The 18618-nt window shown below is 44.4% G+C and carries 17 protein-coding genes and 1 other RNA gene; 10 read left to right on the top strand and 8 right to left on the bottom strand.

All coding sequences use genetic code 11. The annotated features are described in order from the left end of the window. Positions 1-27 precede the first annotated feature (27 nt). Positions 28-735: an OmpA family protein gene (locus D1136_RS01305; protein ID WP_161875811.1), complete on the bottom strand. Its 708-nt coding sequence runs from the start codon at positions 733-735 to the stop codon at positions 28-30. A 130-nt stretch (positions 736-865) separates the two neighbouring features. On the opposite strand from D1136_RS01305, the gene bioD reads away from it, so the two are divergent. From bioD to D1136_RS01290, 3 genes are read left to right on the top strand one after another with little or no spacing between them, the layout of a single operon-like run. Continuing rightward, positions 866-1540, top strand: a complete 675-nt coding sequence (bioD, locus tag D1136_RS01300) for a dethiobiotin synthase (RefSeq protein WP_161875810.1) — start codon at positions 866-868, stop codon at positions 1538-1540. 10 nt (positions 1541-1550) lie between these two features. Then, positions 1551-3347, top strand: coding sequence for a U32 family peptidase (locus D1136_RS01295; RefSeq protein WP_161875809.1), 1797 nt, complete (start codon positions 1551-1553; stop codon positions 3345-3347). Further along, positions 3320-4519 (top strand): hypothetical protein, encoded by a 1200-nt coding sequence (locus tag D1136_RS01290; RefSeq protein WP_161875808.1) that lies wholly within the window; start codon positions 3320-3322, stop codon positions 4517-4519. The genes D1136_RS01295 and D1136_RS01290 overlap by 28 nt, the downstream gene beginning before the upstream one ends. Here the strand turns inward: D1136_RS01290 and D1136_RS01285 are convergent. The 4 genes from D1136_RS01285 to D1136_RS01270 form a co-directional block, all read right to left on the bottom strand. Beyond that, positions 4513-6018 carry an IMP dehydrogenase gene (locus D1136_RS01285; RefSeq protein WP_161875807.1) on the bottom strand — a complete coding sequence of 502 codons (1506 nt, stop codon included), beginning with the start codon at positions 6016-6018 and terminating at the stop codon, positions 4513-4515. The genes D1136_RS01290 and D1136_RS01285 overlap by 7 nt on opposite strands. A gap of 93 nt (positions 6019-6111) precedes the next feature. Further along, complete coding sequence (locus tag D1136_RS01280; RefSeq protein WP_161875806.1) at positions 6112-6636, bottom strand: HAD-IIIA family hydrolase; 525 nt, start codon at positions 6634-6636, stop codon at positions 6112-6114. 86 nt (positions 6637-6722) lie between these two features. Further along, complete coding sequence (holA, locus tag D1136_RS01275) at positions 6723-7742, bottom strand: DNA polymerase III subunit delta (RefSeq protein ID WP_237566944.1); 1020 nt, start codon at positions 7740-7742, stop codon at positions 6723-6725. 75 nt (positions 7743-7817) lie between these two features. Next, entirely contained in the window at positions 7818-8393 is a 576-nt protein-coding gene (locus D1136_RS01270; protein ID WP_161875805.1) for a DUF4294 domain-containing protein, read from the bottom strand. 46 nt (positions 8394-8439) lie between these two features. Here D1136_RS01270 and D1136_RS01265 point away from each other — a divergent pair, with 46 nt between their 5' ends. The 6 genes from D1136_RS01265 to D1136_RS01240 all read left to right on the top strand — a co-directional run bounded on the left by D1136_RS01265 (position 8440) and on the right by D1136_RS01240 (position 13984). Continuing rightward, positions 8440-9030 carry a YqgE/AlgH family protein gene (locus tag D1136_RS01265; protein WP_161875804.1) on the top strand — a complete coding sequence of 197 codons (591 nt, stop codon included), beginning with the start codon at positions 8440-8442 and terminating at the stop codon, positions 9028-9030. An 11-nt stretch (positions 9031-9041) separates the two neighbouring features. Further along, positions 9042-9400: RNase P RNA component class A (gene rnpB / locus D1136_RS01260), an RNA gene on the top strand. A gap of 27 nt (positions 9401-9427) precedes the next feature. After that, positions 9428-10681 carry an L-serine ammonia-lyase, iron-sulfur-dependent, subunit alpha gene (locus tag D1136_RS01255; RefSeq protein ID WP_161875803.1) on the top strand — a complete coding sequence of 418 codons (1254 nt, stop codon included), beginning with the start codon at positions 9428-9430 and terminating at the stop codon, positions 10679-10681. Positions 10682-10726: 45 nt separating this feature from the next. Beyond that, positions 10727-11317: a bifunctional nuclease family protein gene (locus D1136_RS01250; protein WP_161875802.1), complete on the top strand. Its 591-nt coding sequence runs from the start codon at positions 10727-10729 to the stop codon at positions 11315-11317. Positions 11318-11342: 25 nt separating this feature from the next. Continuing rightward, entirely contained in the window at positions 11343-12671 is a 1329-nt protein-coding gene (locus D1136_RS01245) for a glucose-6-phosphate isomerase (RefSeq protein WP_161875801.1), read from the top strand. A 98-nt stretch (positions 12672-12769) separates the two neighbouring features. After that, positions 12770-13984, top strand: a complete 1215-nt coding sequence (locus D1136_RS01240; protein WP_161875800.1) for a 6-phosphofructokinase — start codon at positions 12770-12772, stop codon at positions 13982-13984. A gap of 148 nt (positions 13985-14132) precedes the next feature. On the opposite strand, the gene D1136_RS01235 is transcribed toward D1136_RS01240, so the two are convergent. The 3 genes from D1136_RS01235 to D1136_RS01225 are packed head-to-tail and all read right to left on the bottom strand — an operon-like array spanning position 14133 to position 17746. Beyond that, the gene (locus D1136_RS01235; protein ID WP_161875799.1) at positions 14133-15314 is read right to left on the bottom strand and encodes a porin; all 1182 of its coding nucleotides are present in this window, start codon (positions 15312-15314) and stop codon (positions 14133-14135) included. A gap of 21 nt (positions 15315-15335) precedes the next feature. Beyond that, on the bottom strand, positions 15336-16397 hold the full coding sequence (gene ansB, locus D1136_RS01230) for an L-asparaginase 2 (RefSeq protein ID WP_161875798.1): 1062 nt from the start codon (positions 16395-16397) through the stop codon (positions 15336-15338). Positions 16398-16432: 35 nt separating this feature from the next. Then, positions 16433-17746 carry an anaerobic C4-dicarboxylate transporter family protein gene (locus D1136_RS01225; RefSeq protein WP_161875797.1) on the bottom strand — a complete coding sequence of 438 codons (1314 nt, stop codon included), beginning with the start codon at positions 17744-17746 and terminating at the stop codon, positions 16433-16435. Positions 17747-17877: 131 nt separating this feature from the next. On the opposite strand from D1136_RS01225, the gene D1136_RS01220 reads away from it, so the two are divergent. Next, the gene (locus D1136_RS01220; protein ID WP_161875796.1) at positions 17878-18606 is read left to right on the top strand and encodes a hypothetical protein; all 729 of its coding nucleotides are present in this window, start codon (positions 17878-17880) and stop codon (positions 18604-18606) included. The last annotated feature ends 12 nt before the right edge of the window (positions 18607-18618 follow it).

The following is an 18618-nucleotide window of genomic DNA, read 5'->3' as shown; positions in this document are numbered from 1 at the left end:
TAAAAAATACCGGTATGCAGTTCCGGCTTAATTCAGTTGTCCTGTTTCTGCTTTTCGGATCATATCTTTGTTTGCTGTAATATATACCTCTACGCGGCGATTTTGTGCGCGTCCCTCGGCAGTATTGTTGTCTGCAACCGGTTGGTCGTAGGCAAGTCCTTCCGTTGTGATTCGGGAACGGCTGATACCTTGTCCTACCAGAAAATTGGCAACGGCCTCGGCCCGTTCTTTTGAAATCCGTTCATTCACAGCCCGGCTTCCGGTATTGTCCGTATGTCCGTAAATGGTGATGTCTGTGTCAGGAGAATTTTTCAGGGAATTGGCAAATTTAGTCAATGCCTCGCGGGAGGAAGCACTCAGTTCGCTTTTGTTGGTTGCAAAAAGGATTCCGTTATCAAAGGTAACTTTTATTGCCTGAAGGTTGTTGGCATCCTGTACTGTTTCCACTTTTGCTCCTTCGATAGCTTCCAATTCTTTTTTCTGTTTGTCCATGCGGCGCCCGATTAAAGCTCCTGTTCCGGAACCGACAGCAGCTCCGATAGCCGCTCCGATGGCTGCTCCTTTTCCTTTGCCGGCCAGGGCGCCAATACCAGCTCCTAAAGCTGCTCCGCCTCCTGCTCCGATGGCTGCTCCTTTCCCTGTGTTACTCATACTTGCACAACCGGATAGAAGGGTTTCTGAACAAATAACACTTCCTCCGAGAATGATTACTGTAATAAGATTTCTTACTTTCATATAGCGAATGTTTTAGAGTTTTAAATGATCAGTCCGCAAAGTTAAAAACTATCTTTGTAGTCTGCTGTATTTTAACGTCGGATTTTATACTTTTGTTCTTTAGATTTACAATATTCATATTTGTTTATTTATGGCAGTATATTTTATTAGCGGAATTGATACAGATGCCGGGAAATCAATTGTAACGGGTGTTCTTGCCCGGAGCCTCCGTCGGCAGGGAATCAGTGTAATTACCCAGAAATTTATCCAGACCGGTTGTACCGGTATCTCGGAAGATATTCTCAAACACCGGGAGATTATGGGAATAGAACCCCAGGAGGTGGATAAAGACGGGACTACCTGTCCTTATGTAATGACTTATCCGGCGTCTCCGCATCTGGCCGCTGAGATAGACCATGTGGTGATAGACACCGGAAAGATTCATCGGTCTACCGAGAAACTGGCTTCCCTTTATGATGTGGTGTTACTGGAAGGGGCTGGAGGATTGTATGTTCCGGTCAGCCGTGATTTTCTGACCATGGATTATATTCAGGAATATGCTTATCCTTTGATTTTAGTCTCTTCTTCGAAGTTGGGAAGTATCAACCATACCTTGATGAGCCTGGAATTGTGCAGATACCGGGGAATAGAGGTGAAATATGTCGTCTATAATGATTTCCCTAACGACAGCGAATGGATAAAAAACGATTCCATTACTATTATCCGGAAATACCTGGAAGAACATTTTCCTGCATGCCGCTTGCTGGAACTACCGGTAATAGAAGGAGAGCAATGGCCGGAATTGGAATTAGAAACAGGGAAGTAAGAAGTCCGGAGTGAAAAGAGTTGAATTGTTATCGCCGGCAAAAGACCTGGCTATCGGGATGGCAGCCATTCAGAACGGAGCGGATGCCGTGTATATCGGTGCTCCGGCCTTCGGTGCCCGTAAGGCTGCTGCCAATAGTATCGCTGATATTGCAGAATTGGTCAGATATGCCCATCGGTTTTATTGCCGGGTGTTTGTTGCCTTAAATACGATTTTGTATGACCACGAATTGGCGGAAGCTGAGAAAATGATCCGCCAGTTGTACGGAATTGGAGTGGATGCCCTCATTGTTCAGGACCCCGGAATTTTACGTCTGGATTTACCTCCGGTTTGTTTACATGCCAGTACTCAGATGCACAACTATGACCTGGATAGAATTAAATTTCTGGATCAGGTTGGTTTTCAACGGATAGTATTGGCCAGGGAGTTGTCATTGGAGCAAATCCGGGAAATCCGGAAAGAAGTAAAGGCAGAACTTGAAGTGTTTGTTCATGGGGCATTGTGTGTGAGCCTTAGCGGTCAGTGTTACCTCTCCCAGCACATGTTCGGCCGTTCTGCAAACCGGGGAGAATGTGCCCAGCCTTGCCGGATGAAATGGTCGGTATCGGATCAGTCCGGAAAAGTGATTTTGGACAATAAATATATACTGTCTTTAAAGGATTTAAATGCTTCTTCCTTTATCAAAGATTTAATAGATGCAGGGGTTGATTCTTTCAAGATAGAGGGACGTCTGAAAGATGAGAACTATGTAGCGAATGTAACTCATTACTATTCTTCGCTTATAGACAAATTTCCGGAAGTAAAAAGGATAGGTTCCGGAAAGAGCGTTGTTTCTTTCAAGGCAGCTCCTGAGCGGAGTTTTAACCGGGGATATTCCACCTATTTTTTGGAAGGACGCCCATCCGGGCTGGTTAATCCGGATTCCCCCAAGTCCATGGGAATGTATATCGGCAGAGTTTTGCAAACGAAGGGAAACAGAATCTGTGTAGAAGGAGAAGAGACCATAAATAACGGAGATGGTTTATGTTATCTGGATGGGGGAGAATTGAAGGGGATAAGGGTTAACCATGCAGATGGAAAATGGCTGGTATGTAATGAAGTTGTGAAAATAAAAGCGGGAACGGAATTGTACCGGAATTATGACCGTTGTTTTATTTTGCAGGTAGAAAAAATGAAATCCGTCCGGAAGATAGCTATCCGTATGGAAGTAAATGTTGTTGGGAGACATTTGGAAATTGGTTGTACGGATGAAGACGGGAATCGGGTGGTTGTGCGCTCCGAGGAGGCTTTTGACGATGCGAACCAGGTGGGGCAGTGTGAACGGTTGGTACAGCAATTGAAAAAATGCGGGGAAAGCAATTATGTTTGTGAAGGAGTTGAATATGTGGGTGAAAAGGTTTTGTTTGTACCTGCAGTTGCCGCAAATGCTTTGCGAAGGAGGGTATTGGAAGAGTTGGAGGGTTTGAGGGAGGAAAAGAGGGAAAGGCTGCTTCCCGGGAAAGAAGACAAACGGGCGGTTTATCCTGTTCCGGCCGACTGGCGTTTGAATGTTGTGAATCGGAATGCCCGGGCTTTCTATGCGGAACATGGTGTTGGTGAGGTGGAAGCGGGATTTGAGAAAAGCAGGATTTCAAAAGGGCGGGATTTGATGCATTCGCGGTATTGCATTCTTCACGAATTGGGGCGATGCAGGAAATTCCACCGGAATGCGGATATTCAGTTTCCTTTGTTTCTTTTTAATGCAAAGCACCGTTTTTTGCTGGAATTCGATTGTAAGGAATGTTTTATGAAAATAAAAGGTTCGTAGAAGGTAAAATGGATTCCCGGCATTTGTATATTTTTAATCCGGATTGTGAATTGGCAATTGCTAACGGCAGTTGTTTTTATACACCTTCTGCCAATGTGGTGAAGATGGGGGAAGATTTGGCTTTTTTGCCTGCCTGGTTGGGAAAGCCGGACGATATGGTGTTAGTAAAAGAATTGCCGGATGCTTCTTTCCGGAATTTTTTGTCGGAGGAGTTGCTGTTGAGGTGTTTGCCTGTACGGGAAAGTGAATTGGACCGTTATTCCGGATTGGTGGGCGTTCCTTGGGGAAAAAGTCCCAAAATATGCCATTGGCTGGAAAAAAAAGGACTGGGAGAGGGATGGAGACCGGAGCAGAAAGAATGGTATAGTAGAAAGAAGGCCAGGGAGGGTTTGAAGTTGTTGATACAAAATCTACCTTTCCTTTCGGAGGATATTTTGCCGCATGTCTGTTATTCTCTGTCCGAATTGGAACAAAAAACCGGAGAAGGGTATTGGCTGGTAAAAGCCCCCTGGTCTTCGTCCGGGAAAGGGCTGTTGACTTTAAAAGGAAGGCCTGGCTGTAAGGAAAAAGAGTGGTTGAAGGGAATGTTCAGGAGACAAGGGTATTTAATGCTGGAGAGGATGCTGGACAAGGTGGAAGATTTTGCGATGGAATTTCTGGCTGACGAACAGGAGGTGAATTTTATGGGGTGGTCTTCTTTTACAACAGGAGTGCATGGAGAATATACCGGAAATTATTTGGGCTCCCAGGAAAATATAGAAAACAAATTGGCTGCCTGCTTAGGCAGTGAGAAAATCAAGGCCATCCGGCAGGAGGTTCCCCGGATGTTAAGGAAGATATTGCCGGATTACCGGGGATATTTAGGGGTGGATATGATGATATACCGGGGGAAACAAGGAGATTATAACCTTCAACCTTGTGTAGAAATCAATTTACGGTACAATATGGGTATTGTAGCTTTGTTTTTGGCCCGGAATTATTTGTGTGAGGGAACTTGCGGTGAATTTACGATCCGGTTTTATCCGCAGGCGGGACAGGCATGGCAGAAACATCACCGGATGCTTCGGGAGTTTCCTGTGGTGTATAAAAATAACCGGATCAAGTCCGGTTATTTAAATCTTACTCCTGTGACCGAAGCCACTCATTTCATAGCTTCCCTTTGTTGTTACTGAATTTTGGTATCTTTGAGAATCACGTCATGCGCTCCTCCTTCTACGATGGAAGTGGATGATACAAGTGTAATTTTAGCTCTTTCCTGTAACTGGGAAATTGTGACAGAGCCGCAACTGCACATAGTGGATTTGATTTTTCCCAGGGTAATGGCCAGGTTATCTTTCATTTTTCCGGCATAGGGGACGTAACTGTCTACTCCTTCCTCAAATTTCAAAGCAGCCTTGGCATTGCCTCCCATGTCATAGCGTTGCCAGTTTTGAGCCCGGTTGGAACCTTCTCCCCAGTATTCTTTTACGTAGCTGTTGCCAATGGCTAATTTTTTGCTTGGACTTTCATCAAAACGGGCAAAATAACGGCCCATCATCAGGAAATCCGCGCCCATAGCCAAAGCTAACGTCATGTGATAGTCGTGTACCAATCCTCCGTCGGAACAGATGGGGACATAAATTCCGGTTTGTTCGAAATATTCCTGCCGGGCCTGGCAGACCTCTATCAGGGCGGTGGCTTGTCCGCGTCCTATCCCTTTTTGTTCACGGGTGATGCAGATGGAGCCGCCTCCAATGCCTACTTTTACGAAATCGGCACCCGCTTTTACCAGATACAGGAATCCTTCCTTGTCTACGACATTACCTCCGCCAACTTTCACTTCGTCGTTGTAGGTTTCTTTAATCCACCGGATGGTGTCAAATTGCCATTCGGAAAAACCGTCGGAAGAGTCTACAACCAATACATCTACGCCGGCATCTACCAGAGCGGGTACCCGTTCTCTGTAATCGCGGCTGTTGATTCCGGCACCGACCATGAGTTTTTTATGGCTGTCTAAAAGTTCATTGGGATTTTCCATGTGGTTGTCATAATCTTTGCGGAAGACAAAGTATTGAAGTTTTTGGGCTTCATCTATGATAGGCAGGCAATTCAGTTTATGGTCCCAGATAATGGTATTGGCTTCGCTCAGAGTAATCCCCAGTTTACCGACAATCAGGTTCTCGTAAGGAGTCATGAATTCGGACACGGGTTTATTTAAAGGGTCTGTTTTTAAACGGTAGTCACGGCTGGTAACCATCCCCAGCAATTTTCCGTTGGCAGTACCGTCATCGGTAATAGCAATACTGGAATGCCCGGTTGCCTCTTTCAGGTTCACTACGTCCTGGAGGGTAGAGTCAGGGCGCAGATTGGAATCACTTACTACAAATCCGGCTTTGAATTTTTTCACCCGGCGTACCATTTCAGCTTGATTTTCAATTGGCTGAGAACCGAAAATAAAAGATAACCCTCCGTTCCGGGCCAAAGCTATCGCCAGTCCGTCGTCTGATACAGCCTGCATTACGGCAGATACAAACGGTATGTTTAATTGAATCTTTGAAGTTTCTCCTTGCCGGAATTTTACGACGGGAGTTTTTAAAGAAACATTGTCGGGGGTACATTCTTTGGTTGTAAGAGAAGGAATTAACAGATATTCTCCAAATGTTCTTGATACTTCTTTAATGTAATGGGCCATATTCTGAGGATTTTAAAAATTGAGCGAAATTACTCAATTCTCTTCATATAGCCAAGGGGGGATCGTTATTTTTTCATAAAAGGAAATATGTTTTCATTTTCCTTTTAAAATTTGCTGGATTGCTGGCGTTATATCCTGGTTTTTATGAATGCGGACAGGACGTACGCCGGCCGCTTCTGCGCATTCGACATCGCGGGTGCTGTCACCGATAAACCAGGATAAGTCTTTGTCGATGTGGAATTCTTCGATGGCCCGGTTCACCATATAAGGGGACGGCTTCCGGCAAACACAGGTTTTTACGCTTTCGTGATGGGGGCAATAGTAAATTTTGGTGATGGCAATCCCGCAGGCTGCCAGCTCATCGCACATTTTCCGGTGGACGGCTTCGACGTCTGCTTTGGTATATATCCCTTTGGCTATTCCTCCCTGGTTGGTGATCACAAAGAGTAAATATCCGGCATCCTGAAGTTTTTTCATACCTTCAATCACTCCCGGATTGAAAACAAAATCCTGTGGTTTGTAGATGTAATAGTGTCCTTTATCCGAGTTGATGGTTCCGTCCCGGTCAAAAAAGACAGCTTTTTTTAAAGGTTGGGATTGTCCGAATCTTTTTTTCATGTCCGGTTTTACGTTGTATTCGGATGTTAAGTTTGCCTTTGAGGTCATTTTATTATTTTTTACAGGCAGGGAAGTTACAGATTGAATTAATGCATGATTTTAAAAATCAATTCTTTCAACAGTTCCCCATCTGAAATATTAGCATTACCGACTCCTTTTGCTTTCATGTCATATTCCCGGAGTAAAGAAATGATGCTTGCACATTTTACAGCATTGTATACCCTGCTTCCGTCTGTATAATCTTTCATAAAAAAAGGATGAACCCCAAGCAGGCGGGCCATTTCCTGTACATTGGGAGTGGATTTTTTCTGATAGTGATAGGTCAACAGGTTCAGAAAATAACGAAAAAGGGTCGTGATGGTCATGACCAACGGATTGTTTTTGGGATTTGCCTCGAAGTAATTAACAATGCGGTTGGCTTTGAGATGGTCTTTCCGGATGAGGGCACTCAGCAGTTCAAAGCTGTTGAAATCTTTGCTGATACCGGTATGTTCTTCAACTAAAGCTTCCTGTATTTCACCTCCGCGGGGGAGCAGGAGCACCAGTTTGTCTATTTCGTTGGCTACCCGGCTGAGGTCCGTTCCTAAGCTTTCTGCCAAAATGCCTGCGGCTTTTGTGGTGATTCCGTAGGAATTCTCTTTGCAGTAACTGATGATCCATTCCGGGACTTTGTTGTCATATAGTTTAGCCGATTCAAAATAGACGCAATGGGGGGTATTGCCTAATTTTTTGAATACACCTTTCCGTTTGTCCGGTTTTTTGTTTTTGTAAGCAAATAAAAGAACCGTGGATGGCTGGAAATGGTCGATGTAGGGAAGCAGATTATCAAAATCCCGGATGTTCTGGGCCTCCCGGATGATGATTACCTGATGTTCCGCCATCATGGGAAAACGGCGGGCTATATCAGTTACCGTACTCATATTCACGTCATTTCCGTAGAGTATGGTTTGGTTGAAAGCCTTTTCTTCTTCGGATAATACAGTTGTTTCCACCAAAGTAGTCAAGCGGTCGATAAAAAAAGGTTCTTCCCCGCAGAGAAAATAGATGGGCTTGTATTTTTTGTTTTTAATATCTTTCCTGATTTCGTCGAAAGTCATGGCGGTCATGTGCTAATGGAGTACATTGGTTTCGAATAGGTCAGGCAAAGTTAGAAAAACTTTTAACCTGTCGGCGTTGCGGATTTATTTTTGTTGTATTCTTTGAACGATTTCTTCTATTTCCGCATCTTCTCCATAAGGATCGTAGGCTGCTTTCAGGTTATTGCCGAATAGCAAAGCCAGGGATTGCCAGAAATAAGCGTTGACAGCTCCTTTGTATTCCCGGATATGGGCAAAGGAAGTGTGATTGGTTTCCCGGTATATTAGTCTAACTAAAATGCGGCCTTGGGTAACACTCAATTTCGTAAGCGGAGTTTTGAATGTTTTCATGAGCCGGGCATATTCTTCCCGGATAATGGCTTTCCGTTCTGATTCTTTGGTGGTGTGGGCGAGTTGTTCCTCTATTTCAGTGATTTTAGCTGCTGCCAGAAGAGCATAAGGATATACTTTTCTGACATTGTATTCCAAACGTGTATTCCGGCGGTTATACCTATCGTACCATTTCCGGCTGCGTGTCTTTGCCTGAACCACCACTTCCCGCAAAAATACCTGGGGAAGTGTATCTCCTTGTGTTACAACCGAACGTAAGGTCTGTGACTTTTGAGCCGATAAAGTATTTGCACAAAATATAAAAAGTATGGCGAAGAATATTCTCAGCATCCCAAAATATTTTGCTATTTTTGAAGCGTAAAAATACGAAATAATTGTGGACGAACAGTTTCAGGATTTATTTAAAATCAGAAGGAATCGTAAAAAAACGGAAATCGGTAATATTTTGATTGCCGAACCTTTCCTCCAGGGAAAATATTTTTCCCGTGCTGTGATTTATATAGTTGAGCATGACAGGAAAGGGAGTATCGGTTTTGTTTTGAACAAACCGATGCTTTATTCGGCTTCTGATTTGGTAGATGAGTTAAGTGGCGTTCATTTTCCGGTATATGTCGGTGGCCCTGTAGAGACCAATCAACTGTATTATATCCATACTCATCCGGAGCTTGATGATGCATTGCACATTGCGAATGGTATTTATTGGGGTGGTGATTTTGCCATGTTGACCCGGATGCTGAAAAAACAGCTGATACTTCCGGAAGAAATCCGTTTTTTTGCCGGATATAGCGGTTGGTCTGAAGGTCAGTTGGAGAGAGAACTGGAAGAGAATACCTGGATGGTGGGGGATATTACGCGGGAACAATTTTTTAAATTACAGGATAAACAGATGTGGGAACAGTCGATGAGTGAACTCGGAGGACGCTATCGGATTTGGGCGAACTTTCCGAAGGATCCCATTATGAATTAAAATGAATGTGAATAGCAGGCCGTTCTATCGCTGTCCTTTTGGGAGAGAGGAAAGTCCGGGCAACACAGGGTATCGTGCTTCCTAACGGGAAGATGTTTGTGAGGGCATAGTAACGTAACAGAAAAGAACCGTTCCTCAAGTTCAGATTTTGTTGGAATAAGGGTGAAAAGGTGGGGTAAGAGCCCACCGGTACTCTGGGCAACCAGGGTAGCCGTACGTCTCACGAGTTGCAAGGCCATGTATACCGGCGCATCAGGTTGACCCGACCGATGCCGGGGGGTAGGCTGCTTGAGCTGCAGAGTGATTTGCAGACCAGATAAATGATAGAAACCGCAAGGTACAGAACCCGGCTTACAGGCCTGCTATTTTTTTATTGAACAGATTAAAACGATTAAATATGAAGTCTATTCGCGAAATTTATAATATAGGTTACGGTCCGTCTTCCAGCCATACGATGGGTCCGAGCCGTGCAGCTGAGTTTTTTGATGGGAAACATCCGGATGCTGAGGCTATCAGAGTTTATTTGTATGGTAGTCTGGCTTTGACCGGGAAAGGACATGGTACGGACAGTGCTATCCTGAAAGTAGTGAAAAACCCTGAAAAAGTGGAGGTGCTTTGGTGTCCCAACGAAGTTTTACCGCATCATCCCAATGGAATGGTATTCGAAGCCATCAAACAGGGAAAGGTGGCGGAACGTTGGGAGGTATACAGTGTGGGAGGAGGAGCTTTGTGGGATGAACTTGGAACTTTTGACGGAGGGGATTTATATCCGAAGACAGGCATGACGGAGATTATCCGGTGGTGTCTGGATGAAGGATGTACCTTTGTAGACTATGTGGAAAAATATGAAGGGAAAGCCATTTTTTCTTATCTGGAGAAAGTATGGGAACAGATGCAGGCAACAGTGGAGAGAGGGTTAGATACGGAAGGAGTGTTGCCCGGAGCCTTGAAGCTGACGCGTAAAGCGAGTTCTTATTATATCAAAGCCATGCAATCTTCCGGTTCTTCCCAACCAATAGGCCTTCTTTTTGCTGCGGCTTTAGCGGTATCGGAGGAAAACGCGGGAGGGGGGAAGGTGGTGACAGCCCCGACTTGCGGAGCTTCCGGAGTTTTGCCGGCTATGATGTATTTTTTAAAGCATGACCAGAAAATGCCGGATAGCCGGATTATCCGTGGATTGGCAACGGCAGCCTTAATCGGAAATATTGTGAAAAGCAACGGTTCCATTTCCGGAGCCGAAGTCGGATGCCAGGGTGAGCTGGGGACAGCTTGTGCGATGGCTGCCGGGGCTGCAACACAGATTTGGGGCGGAACTCCCCGACAGATAGAGTATGCGGCAGAAATGGGGTTTGAGCATAACCTGGGGCTCACTTGTGACCCGGTAATGGGATATGTTCAGATTCCCTGTATTGAGCGGAATGCTTTTGTGGCTCAGAAGGCCAGGGAGTGTGCTTTATATGCTTTGTTTTCCGACGGACGGCATATGGTCAGTTTTGATGAAGTGGTCAAGACAATGATGGAAACCGGACGGGATATGCAGGCCAAATACCGGGAAACAAGCCTGGGTGGATTAGCGATGGTATGTACAAAAAGAATGGAAAGCAGAAAACAGAAAAATGAGGAGGGAAGCGCAACTAAAACAACTTTTTGACGTTAATTTATGGGGTCCGGATGACCCGGAAAAATAAAAGGATGAATGGATAAAGTAAGACTAAAAGTTTTGGGTTTGTCATACAGTATGTCGCAGGCGGGAGCCTATGCGTTGATATTGGCGGATGAAGGAGACCATTATCGTGTTCCCATTGTGATAGGAATGCCTGAAGCTCAGTCAATTGCTATTCAGCTTGAACGAATACATTCCCAGCGTCCTCTGACACACGATTTGATAAAAAATCTGGCGGATGCCATGAAAGTAAAGCTCAAAGAAGTATTTATTTACCGTTTTGATGCCGGTATTTTTTATTCGGAACTGTTTTTTGAGTCGAGTAAGAACATGATCAAAATTGATTCCCGGACCTCGGATGCTATTGCTTTGGCTTTACGTTATGGCTGTCCTATTTATTCCACACCGGAAATTATTGAAAAGGCGGGAGTTGTCGTGGTACACACTACGGATGAGCAGGAAGAGGAGGATGCCACTATTGTGAAGACAATAGAAGTCAATAATGAGATGGAGGAATATTCCGTTCAGGAATTGACAAAGATGCTGGAAGAAGCCATACAAAACGAAGAATATGAAAAAGCCTCAAAGATACGGGATATGCTGAGGGAAAAGAATAAATCATGAGGCGTAATGAATAATTAGAATAATCATGGAAAGTGTAAAGTTTGATTACAGCAAGATTTGCCGTTTTATCGGTAAAGAGGAAGTAAGTGTGTTATATCCTCAGGCCCGGCAAGCACAGAAAAGTTTAGAAAACGGAACCGCTAAAGGAAATGATTTTTTGGGATGGGTGAATTTGCCCGTAGATATTACTTCTGATCTTTTGGCGGATATTGAAAAAACTGCGGCTGATTTAAGAGCCCGCACTCAGGTGGTGGTGGTGATTGGTATCGGAGGTTCTTATTTGGGGGCCCGGGCTGTAATAGAAGCACTTTCGGATAGTTTTCATAATTATGGTAATGCTGATATGAAGGTGATTTTTGCCGGACATAATATTGGTGAAGATTATTACCATGAGTTAATGAATTATTTGAAAGATAAAGAATTTGGTATTTGTGTCATTTCGAAATCGGGAACCACAACTGAACCTGCTATTGCTTTCCGTTTGTTGAAGGAATTGCTGGAGAAAAAAGTGGGCCGGGAGGAAGCTGGCAGGCGGATTGTAGCTATTACGGATGCCAGTAAGGGAGCTTTACGGACTTTGGCCGACCAGGAAGGTTATAAGACTTTTGTGATTCCGGATAATGTCGGAGGGCGTTTTTCGGTCTTGACTCCGGTAGGTTTGTTACCGATAGCTATTGCAGGATTTGATGTCCGCGATTTAGTGAAGGGGGCTGTTGAAATGCGTCAAATGTGCCTGGAAGGGGAGCAGAATATAGCCGTTGAGTATGCGGTAGCCCGTACGGCCCTTTACCGGAAAGGATATGCAGTAGAACTTTTAGCCAATTTTAATCCGAAATTGCATTACATTACTGAATGGTGGAAGCAGTTGTACGGAGAGAGTGAAGGAAAAGAACACAAAGGGATTTTTCCGGCAGGGGCCGATTTTACCACGGATTTGCATTCGATGGGACAGTATATCCAGGAAGGAGTGAGAATGTTGATGGAAACGGTGATTTCTGTTGAAAAACCGGAATATAAAGTGGAAATTCCGTCCGATCAGGCAAATTTAGATAAATTGAATTTCCTGGCCGGAAAACGGGTGGATGAGGTGAATAAAATGGCTGAATTGGGAACCCAGATCGCCCATGTGGATGGAGGAGTGCCCAATATGAAGGTTTTAATGCCAGCTTTAAATGCTTTGTATATCGGGCAACTGTTTTATTTCTTTGAGTTAGCCTGTGGAATTTCCGGTTGTATGCTGGGAGTAAATCCTTTTGACCAACCCGGGGTGGAAGCTTATAAAAATAATATGTTTGCCTTGTTGGAAAAACCGGGATATGAAGAGGCTTCCAAGGCAATCAAAGCTAAGCTTTAGTATTTTGTATACAGAAGAAAAAGGGTGTCCGAAGCGGGAATGGCGGGACACCTTTATTTTTCGTGTATTTTTGTGTTAATCATTAAAGAAAATAGGATATGAAGACAATAGCTATTTTGTGTGGAGGAGGTCCGGCACCGGGCATTAATACAGTTGTGGCTACTGTAACCAAAGTTTTTTTGAAGGAAGGATACCGGGTAATCGGGATTCACGAAGGATATAAGGGATTGTTTGCTGAACAACCGGAACTGGAGGAGATGACCTTGGAGAAAGCGGACCAGATATACAACCGGGGAGGTTCTGTTATTAAGATGAGCCGGTTCAAACCGAAAGATGAGGATTTCAATACCCGTTTGTTTGTCCGGGAAAAAATAGAACTCTTAGTGACTATTGGCGGTGATGATACGGCTTCAACGGCAAACAGACTGACTAAATATTTGGCTGCAAACCGGATTAATATCCGTAATATTCATGTTCCGAAGACAATAGATAATGATCTCCCTTTACCGGAAGGAGTTCCTACTTTCGGTTTTCATTCGGCTAAAGAGATGGGGGTAAGTATCGGAAAAATCATTCAGGCGGAAGCGGCTACTACTCAGAACTGGTATTTATTGATGTCTATGGGAAGGGAGGCCGGGCATCTGGCTTTCGAGATAGGAAAGGGAATCCATGCCTCTGCCATTATTATTCCGGAGATGTTTACTCACACCGGAATCACGATTGAAAAGATCATCCGTTTGATTGTTTCTTCTATGGTAAAACGGAGAATTTTAAAACAAAAGTCGGGTGTGGCAGTGGTTAGTGAGGGGATTTTTCATTTTTTGAAAGAGGAGGATATAGCTTCCTCAGGTATTGTTTTCAGTTATGACACTCACGGTCATCCTGAATTGTCGGAAGTCAGTAAAGCCCATGTTATTAACGGAATTTTGAAAAAACGGTTGAAGGAGTTGGACCTGGCCGTTATCTGCCGTCCGGTTGAAGTGGGGTATTCTTTGCGTTGTGTAGACCCTTGTGCTTTTGATTTAACTTATTGTACAACATTGGGAACAGGTGTAAAAAAGTTGTATGAAGCGGGGTATACGGGGTGTATGGTGGCAGTGAACGAGCAGGATGAAATTATTCCGGTATATTTAAAGGATGTGGAAGATGAAAACGGGAAAATTCGTACCCGTTTGGTAAATATGAATAAGGAGTCTGTACGGGAGACTTTCCGGGAAAACATGTATTTCCTGACTTCGCAGGACCGGGAAGCAGCAAAAGAATGGCTTTCCTGTCCGGAAGAATATGAATATGAGCGTATTCTCGGATTGTAAAAAAACAAAGGTATGATATACATTCTTATACTTACCTTATGATTCTTTATTTTTGCGAAGCCCGAAATGTTTCTCATTCCGAAAAACATCCCGGGCTTCGCTTCCGGTTAGACAACATTGAAAGGTTGTATTGACACAAAGGGAATGCTCAGAACATGGGAAGCTGGTAGACGAGACCCAGTTCTATTCGCTGAGGGTTTCTGTCCGGCTGGTTGTAGATTTTTGCCCGGTCGGTAAATTCATACGAACGTCCGATATAATTCAGGAAAAAATGCAGGTTTTCTTCGAGAGGATAGTATTCCAATCCTGCCAGATATCCCCATGAGGTCCGGTATTTCCCTTTTTCCAGTCCCTGATTGGCTTTCAGGACGGAAGCAGTTTCGTACATGCCTTTTACAAAAAAATTCACTTTAGGGGAAAGACGGCAATTCAGATACAGAACCAGAGACAGGTAGCGGGTATTCAAAGCCCGGATGTCTTGGGTATCATCGGAGACAAGTGTGGAAATGATACCGGTTCTGTCTAAATCTTCATTGGAATACATAAAGTCGAAAAATCCGAGGAATTTGGGAGTTGAAAGCTCCGTTCCCAAAGCGTAGTAATACCAGTTTTTTTTCTTTGCTTCGTGAAAGATGGAGGCTGACCAGCGGGTTTTCAGCCGTTCTTCCCAGAAGTTACCGTTCCAGTTTAACGTATATCCCAATGGTGCTTTTGCTTGTTTTACATCCGGAACCTCACCGTAGAGTTCTTCAAAGGAACCGTTTCGTGAATCTACGACCTGGAAACGGAACTCCTGTTCGGGAGTAAGCCAATAGGAGAAATCTATACCTGTCAGAAAGTTAGTCATGTATTCCAGCATATCACAATATTGGTATACTTCTATCGGGTTGAGGTCGAATTCAAATCCACCGAAGGCCGTGCACTGTTTTCCTGCAAATACGGAAAGTTGTTCTGTGAGGTGAAATCCGACTGCCGCATAATCTATAGAAGCCGGCAGGTTATCCAAAGCCTGGGCGGAATTACCCCGGTTCAGTCTTTGACGGTAGCGGTAATAGATCCGGTCGGTGATGTTTCCCTTTATCTCTAACCGTAACTGGTTCATTGTAAAAGCGGTTTTTTCCGGTTTGTCGTAGTCTTTGAGGTAAATGTTGAAAGAACCTTGCATGTTCAGGAATACATTGAACCATTCCGCCTTTTTTTCTAATTTGAGGAGTTTGTCAAACAGGGTGGAAGTGCCGATGGTCGGGTCGGATTGAAACTCCAGATGTTGAGCCCGAAGGGAGAGAAACGGGAATATCAGGAGTCCGGCTATGACTAAAATTTTTTGCATGTTGTTTCGTTTTATGACCGGTTAGTAATTGTTGAAATAAGCCTGAATGGTTTTCGGGTCTTTGGTTTTGGTCAAAGCCAGCATCAATAGTATGCGTGCTTTTTGCGGATTGAGTTCCTGGGAAGCAACAAAATTGTATTGTGCATCGTCGATTTCTGCGTCGAGGGTGGTCGGACCGCTTGGAACCCGGCTGGAGCGGACGACAAGAATGCCTTTTTTGCTGGCATCGGCTAAAGCCGGAAGGAGGTTTTTGTGTATGTTCCCATTTCCGACACCGGCATGTACGATGCCTTGGTAATTGTTTTTTACCAAAGCCTCCAAAGCTTCGGGTTCTACGTTGGAATAACTGTAAATGATGCCGACTTTCGGCAGGCTTTTCAAATTGTTCACATCAAAAACCGATTGAGTGGTATGGAGTTTATCGGTGGTTTGGTTGTAATGGACTTTTCCGTTGAAAACATAGCCGAGGGGACCGGAATTGGGAGCCTGGAAAGTTTGCACGTCAATGGTATTCATTTTGGTGGCGGCATGAGCTCCGAGAATGCTGCCGTTCATGGCAATCAATACACCCCGTCCGGCAGACTCCGGGGCTCCGGCAGTCACTACGGCATTGTACAGGTTCAGAGGACCGTCAGCACTCAATGCAGTGGAAGCCCGCATGGCTCCGACTAAAACAACGGGTTTATTGCTTTTTACAGTCAGATTCAGAAAGAAGGCTGTTTCTTCCATGGTATCGGTTCCGTGTGTAATGACAACTCCATCTACATCCTGACGTTTTAAGAGAATGTTCAGATAATGTGCCAGTTTCAGCCATACTTCGTCAGACATGTCCTGCGAGCCGATTTTGACGATTTGTTCGCCTGTGATGCGGGCGATTTCTTTGAGTTCGGGTACGGCAGAGATGAGTTCGTTGATGGCTATCTGTCCGGCGGAATAGTTGCTGCCGGTGGCACTGTTACCGGCACCGGCAATGGTTCCGCCTGTGGCTAAAATGTGGATGTTGGGTAACCGTTGGGCAACTGCGACAGTCCAACTGCTCCAGGAAAACAAGAAAAAGAGGATAATAAAATGCTTTGTTTTCATAATGAATTGTTTGTTAGTTTGTAATATGGATATTTTCAGAATATGAGCTGGACCAGAAGGAGTCCGGTGGCTACGGCTGTGATGGTAGCAATGAGTCCCGGCATCATGAAAGAGTGGTTGAGTACATATTTCCCGATTCTGGTGGTACCGGTACGGTCAAAGTTGATGGCCGCCACTACAGTCGGGTAGTTGGGAATGAAAAAGTAGCCGTTGACAGCAGGGAACATGGCAATCAGCAGGTAGGGAGAAATGCCCAGGGCAATTCCTAACGGCATGAATGCCCGGACGGTGGCGGCCTGGCTGTATAATAATATAGACATGATAAACAGGGCAATACCGAACAGCCATGGCATTCGGGTGACGAGTTCTTCGATGGAGCCTTTTAGTTCTGTCATATTTCCTTGCAGGAAAGTGTCGCCCATCCAGGCGATACCGAATATAGCCACAACGGCCTGCATGCCGGCGGAGAATACACTCCCCTGGGTTGCTTTCAATACGTTAGCTTTGGTCAGCAATAAGATAAAAGCGGCAGCCGAAAGCATCAGAATCTCTATAATAGCAGACATTTCTACGCGAACGATTTTCCCGTCTATCCAATGGGAGGGACGCAATGTATCGAAAGAACCGAAAATGACAATGAAAACAGTGGCTAAGATGAAAATGACAACGGAAATAAGTGCCCGTTTTTTATGTGTTATATTCTGAGATTCATAGTGTTCTTGGTTTAACAGTCCTTCTTTTAGCCGGCGCTGGTATTCCGGGTCATCCTTCAATTCTTTTCCGATCCGCAGTGAGTACAAGGCTCCCAGAATAACTCCCGCTAAAGTAGCTGGTATAGTCACCATCAGAATGTTCAGAAGTGAGATTTCAAAGCCGCCGAGTAATCCCAACAAAGCTACGGTAGCTGCAGAAATAGGGCTTGCAGTAATGGCTTGCTGGGAAGCAATGACTGATATGCCTAAAGGACGTTCCGGCCGGATTTTAGTTTCCCGGGCAACTTCTGCAATAACAGGAAGGACTGAATAGGCAACATGGCCGGTACCTGCTACAAAAGAGAAAAAATAGGTAACGAGCGGGCTCAGCAGGGTAATCTGTGCCGGCCGTTTTCTCAGCAGGTGTTCGGCTGCTTTTACCATCAAATCAAGTCCTCCGGCAGCCTGCATACAAGCAGCAGCAGTAATAACAGCAACTATCATCAGCATGACGTCTATCGGAGGGGCTGTCGGTTGCAGTCCGAATATAAAAGTCAATATTCCTAAGCCAATGCCTCCCATTACGCCCAGACCGATGCCTCCCAGGCGTGCTCCGACGATAATTGCCGTTAAAACGAATGCCAGTTGTAAAATCATGTAATAAATTTTAGCTTTTTATTGTACTGAAAAATGATGGAAAAGTTTCATTCCAGGGGAATATAGACCGTTTACTTGTAGGATTCAGAAAAAATGCAGATATTCGCATATTATTTATAAAACAGTTGAAAATGAAAATATTAAAAAAGATTAAATGGGGAATTGGAGCCAGTATATTGGTTGTAGTTATGGGGTCTTGTGTCAAAGACCCCGATTTTGGGATGACAAATGCAGTTTGGTATATGCTTCAGAAAAATGTGATTCAGGGTGCGGATACTACAGCTACTTTTGCCCCTTACATCCAGCTTGCTGCGAATGAACAATTGTCCCGGGTGGTGGTAAGTAGTAAATCTTTCCCTCAGGGAGTACCGGGTAAAATTGTAAATTATTATTTCTGGGAATCTAACGTACAGAATTACGAATTTACTGACAAACCAGAAGTTGAGAATTATACCATATCGGCAACAAATGGGAGTGGTGCGGTTGCTTCTCATTCTTTTTCGATGGGTATGAATTTGGATAAAGTGAAACCTTTAGGGTTTCTGAAAACAGAATTTGCATACGATGAAGCAAAAGGATTGACGGTAAAATGGAATGCCGTGCAAGGTGCCAATTATTACGAATTATGGACCTGGTCGATAAAAAAACCGGAGTATAAAGTCCGGGCTTTTACTTTAAACGAGGGTGTGAAGGAACTGAATTTCAGTAATTACGATGCTCAGAGTAAAGGTTTTGAAGCTGGTGGGGCCTATGGTTTTGAGTTAGTGGCCTATATGGTAGTGAACGGACAAATCCAGATCAAATTGGTGCCTGAAGCGGAAAATCGTTATTATGTAGAGAGCTGGAAAAGATTACATTAATTCCGGTATATT

The sequence above is a fragment of the Odoribacter sp. Z80 genome, assembly GCF_009935865.1.
Classification (GTDB): domain Bacteria; phylum Bacteroidota; class Bacteroidia; order Bacteroidales; family Marinifilaceae; genus Odoribacter.
Note: the sequence above shows the minus strand (reverse complement) of the source record. Positions and strands in the feature narration are given on the sequence as shown.

Bases quoted from the DNA above. Each gene is read 5' to 3' on its own strand.
- D1136_RS01240 (WP_161875800.1), top strand. From the start codon at position 12,770: ATGAAGACAATAGCTATTTTGTGTGGAGGAGGTCCGGCACCGGGCATT.
- D1136_RS01255 (WP_161875803.1), top strand. From the start codon at position 9,428: ATGAAGTCTATTCGCGAAATTTATAATATAGGTTACGGTCCGTCTTCC.
- D1136_RS01285 (WP_161875807.1), bottom strand. From the start codon at position 6,018: ATGGCCCATTACATTAAAGAAGTATCAAGAACATTTGGAGAATATCTG.
- ansB (WP_161875798.1), bottom strand. From the start codon at position 16,397: ATGAAAACAAAGCATTTTATTATCCTCTTTTTCTTGTTTTCCTGGAGC.
- D1136_RS01245 (WP_161875801.1), top strand. From the start codon at position 11,343: ATGGAAAGTGTAAAGTTTGATTACAGCAAGATTTGCCGTTTTATCGGT.
- D1136_RS01250 (WP_161875802.1), top strand. From the start codon at position 10,727: ATGGATAAAGTAAGACTAAAAGTTTTGGGTTTGTCATACAGTATGTCG.
- D1136_RS01280 (WP_161875806.1), bottom strand. From the start codon at position 6,636: ATGAAAAAAAGATTCGGACAATCCCAACCTTTAAAAAAAGCTGTCTTT.
- holA (WP_237566944.1), bottom strand. From the start codon at position 7,742: ATGACCGCCATGACTTTCGACGAAATCAGGAAAGATATTAAAAACAAA.
- D1136_RS01290 (WP_161875808.1), top strand. From the start codon at position 3,320: ATGTTTTATGAAAATAAAAGGTTCGTAGAAGGTAAAATGGATTCCCGG.
- bioD (WP_161875810.1), top strand. From the start codon at position 866: ATGGCAGTATATTTTATTAGCGGAATTGATACAGATGCCGGGAAATCA.
- D1136_RS01225 (WP_161875797.1), bottom strand. From the start codon at position 17,746: ATGATTTTACAACTGGCATTCGTTTTAACGGCAATTATCGTCGGAGCA.
- D1136_RS01305 (WP_161875811.1), bottom strand. From the start codon at position 735: ATGAAAGTAAGAAATCTTATTACAGTAATCATTCTCGGAGGAAGTGTT.
- D1136_RS01270 (WP_161875805.1), bottom strand. From the start codon at position 8,393: ATGCTGAGAATATTCTTCGCCATACTTTTTATATTTTGTGCAAATACT.
- D1136_RS01220 (WP_161875796.1), top strand. From the start codon at position 17,878: ATGAAAATATTAAAAAAGATTAAATGGGGAATTGGAGCCAGTATATTG.
- D1136_RS01235 (WP_161875799.1), bottom strand. From the start codon at position 15,314: ATGCAAAAAATTTTAGTCATAGCCGGACTCCTGATATTCCCGTTTCTC.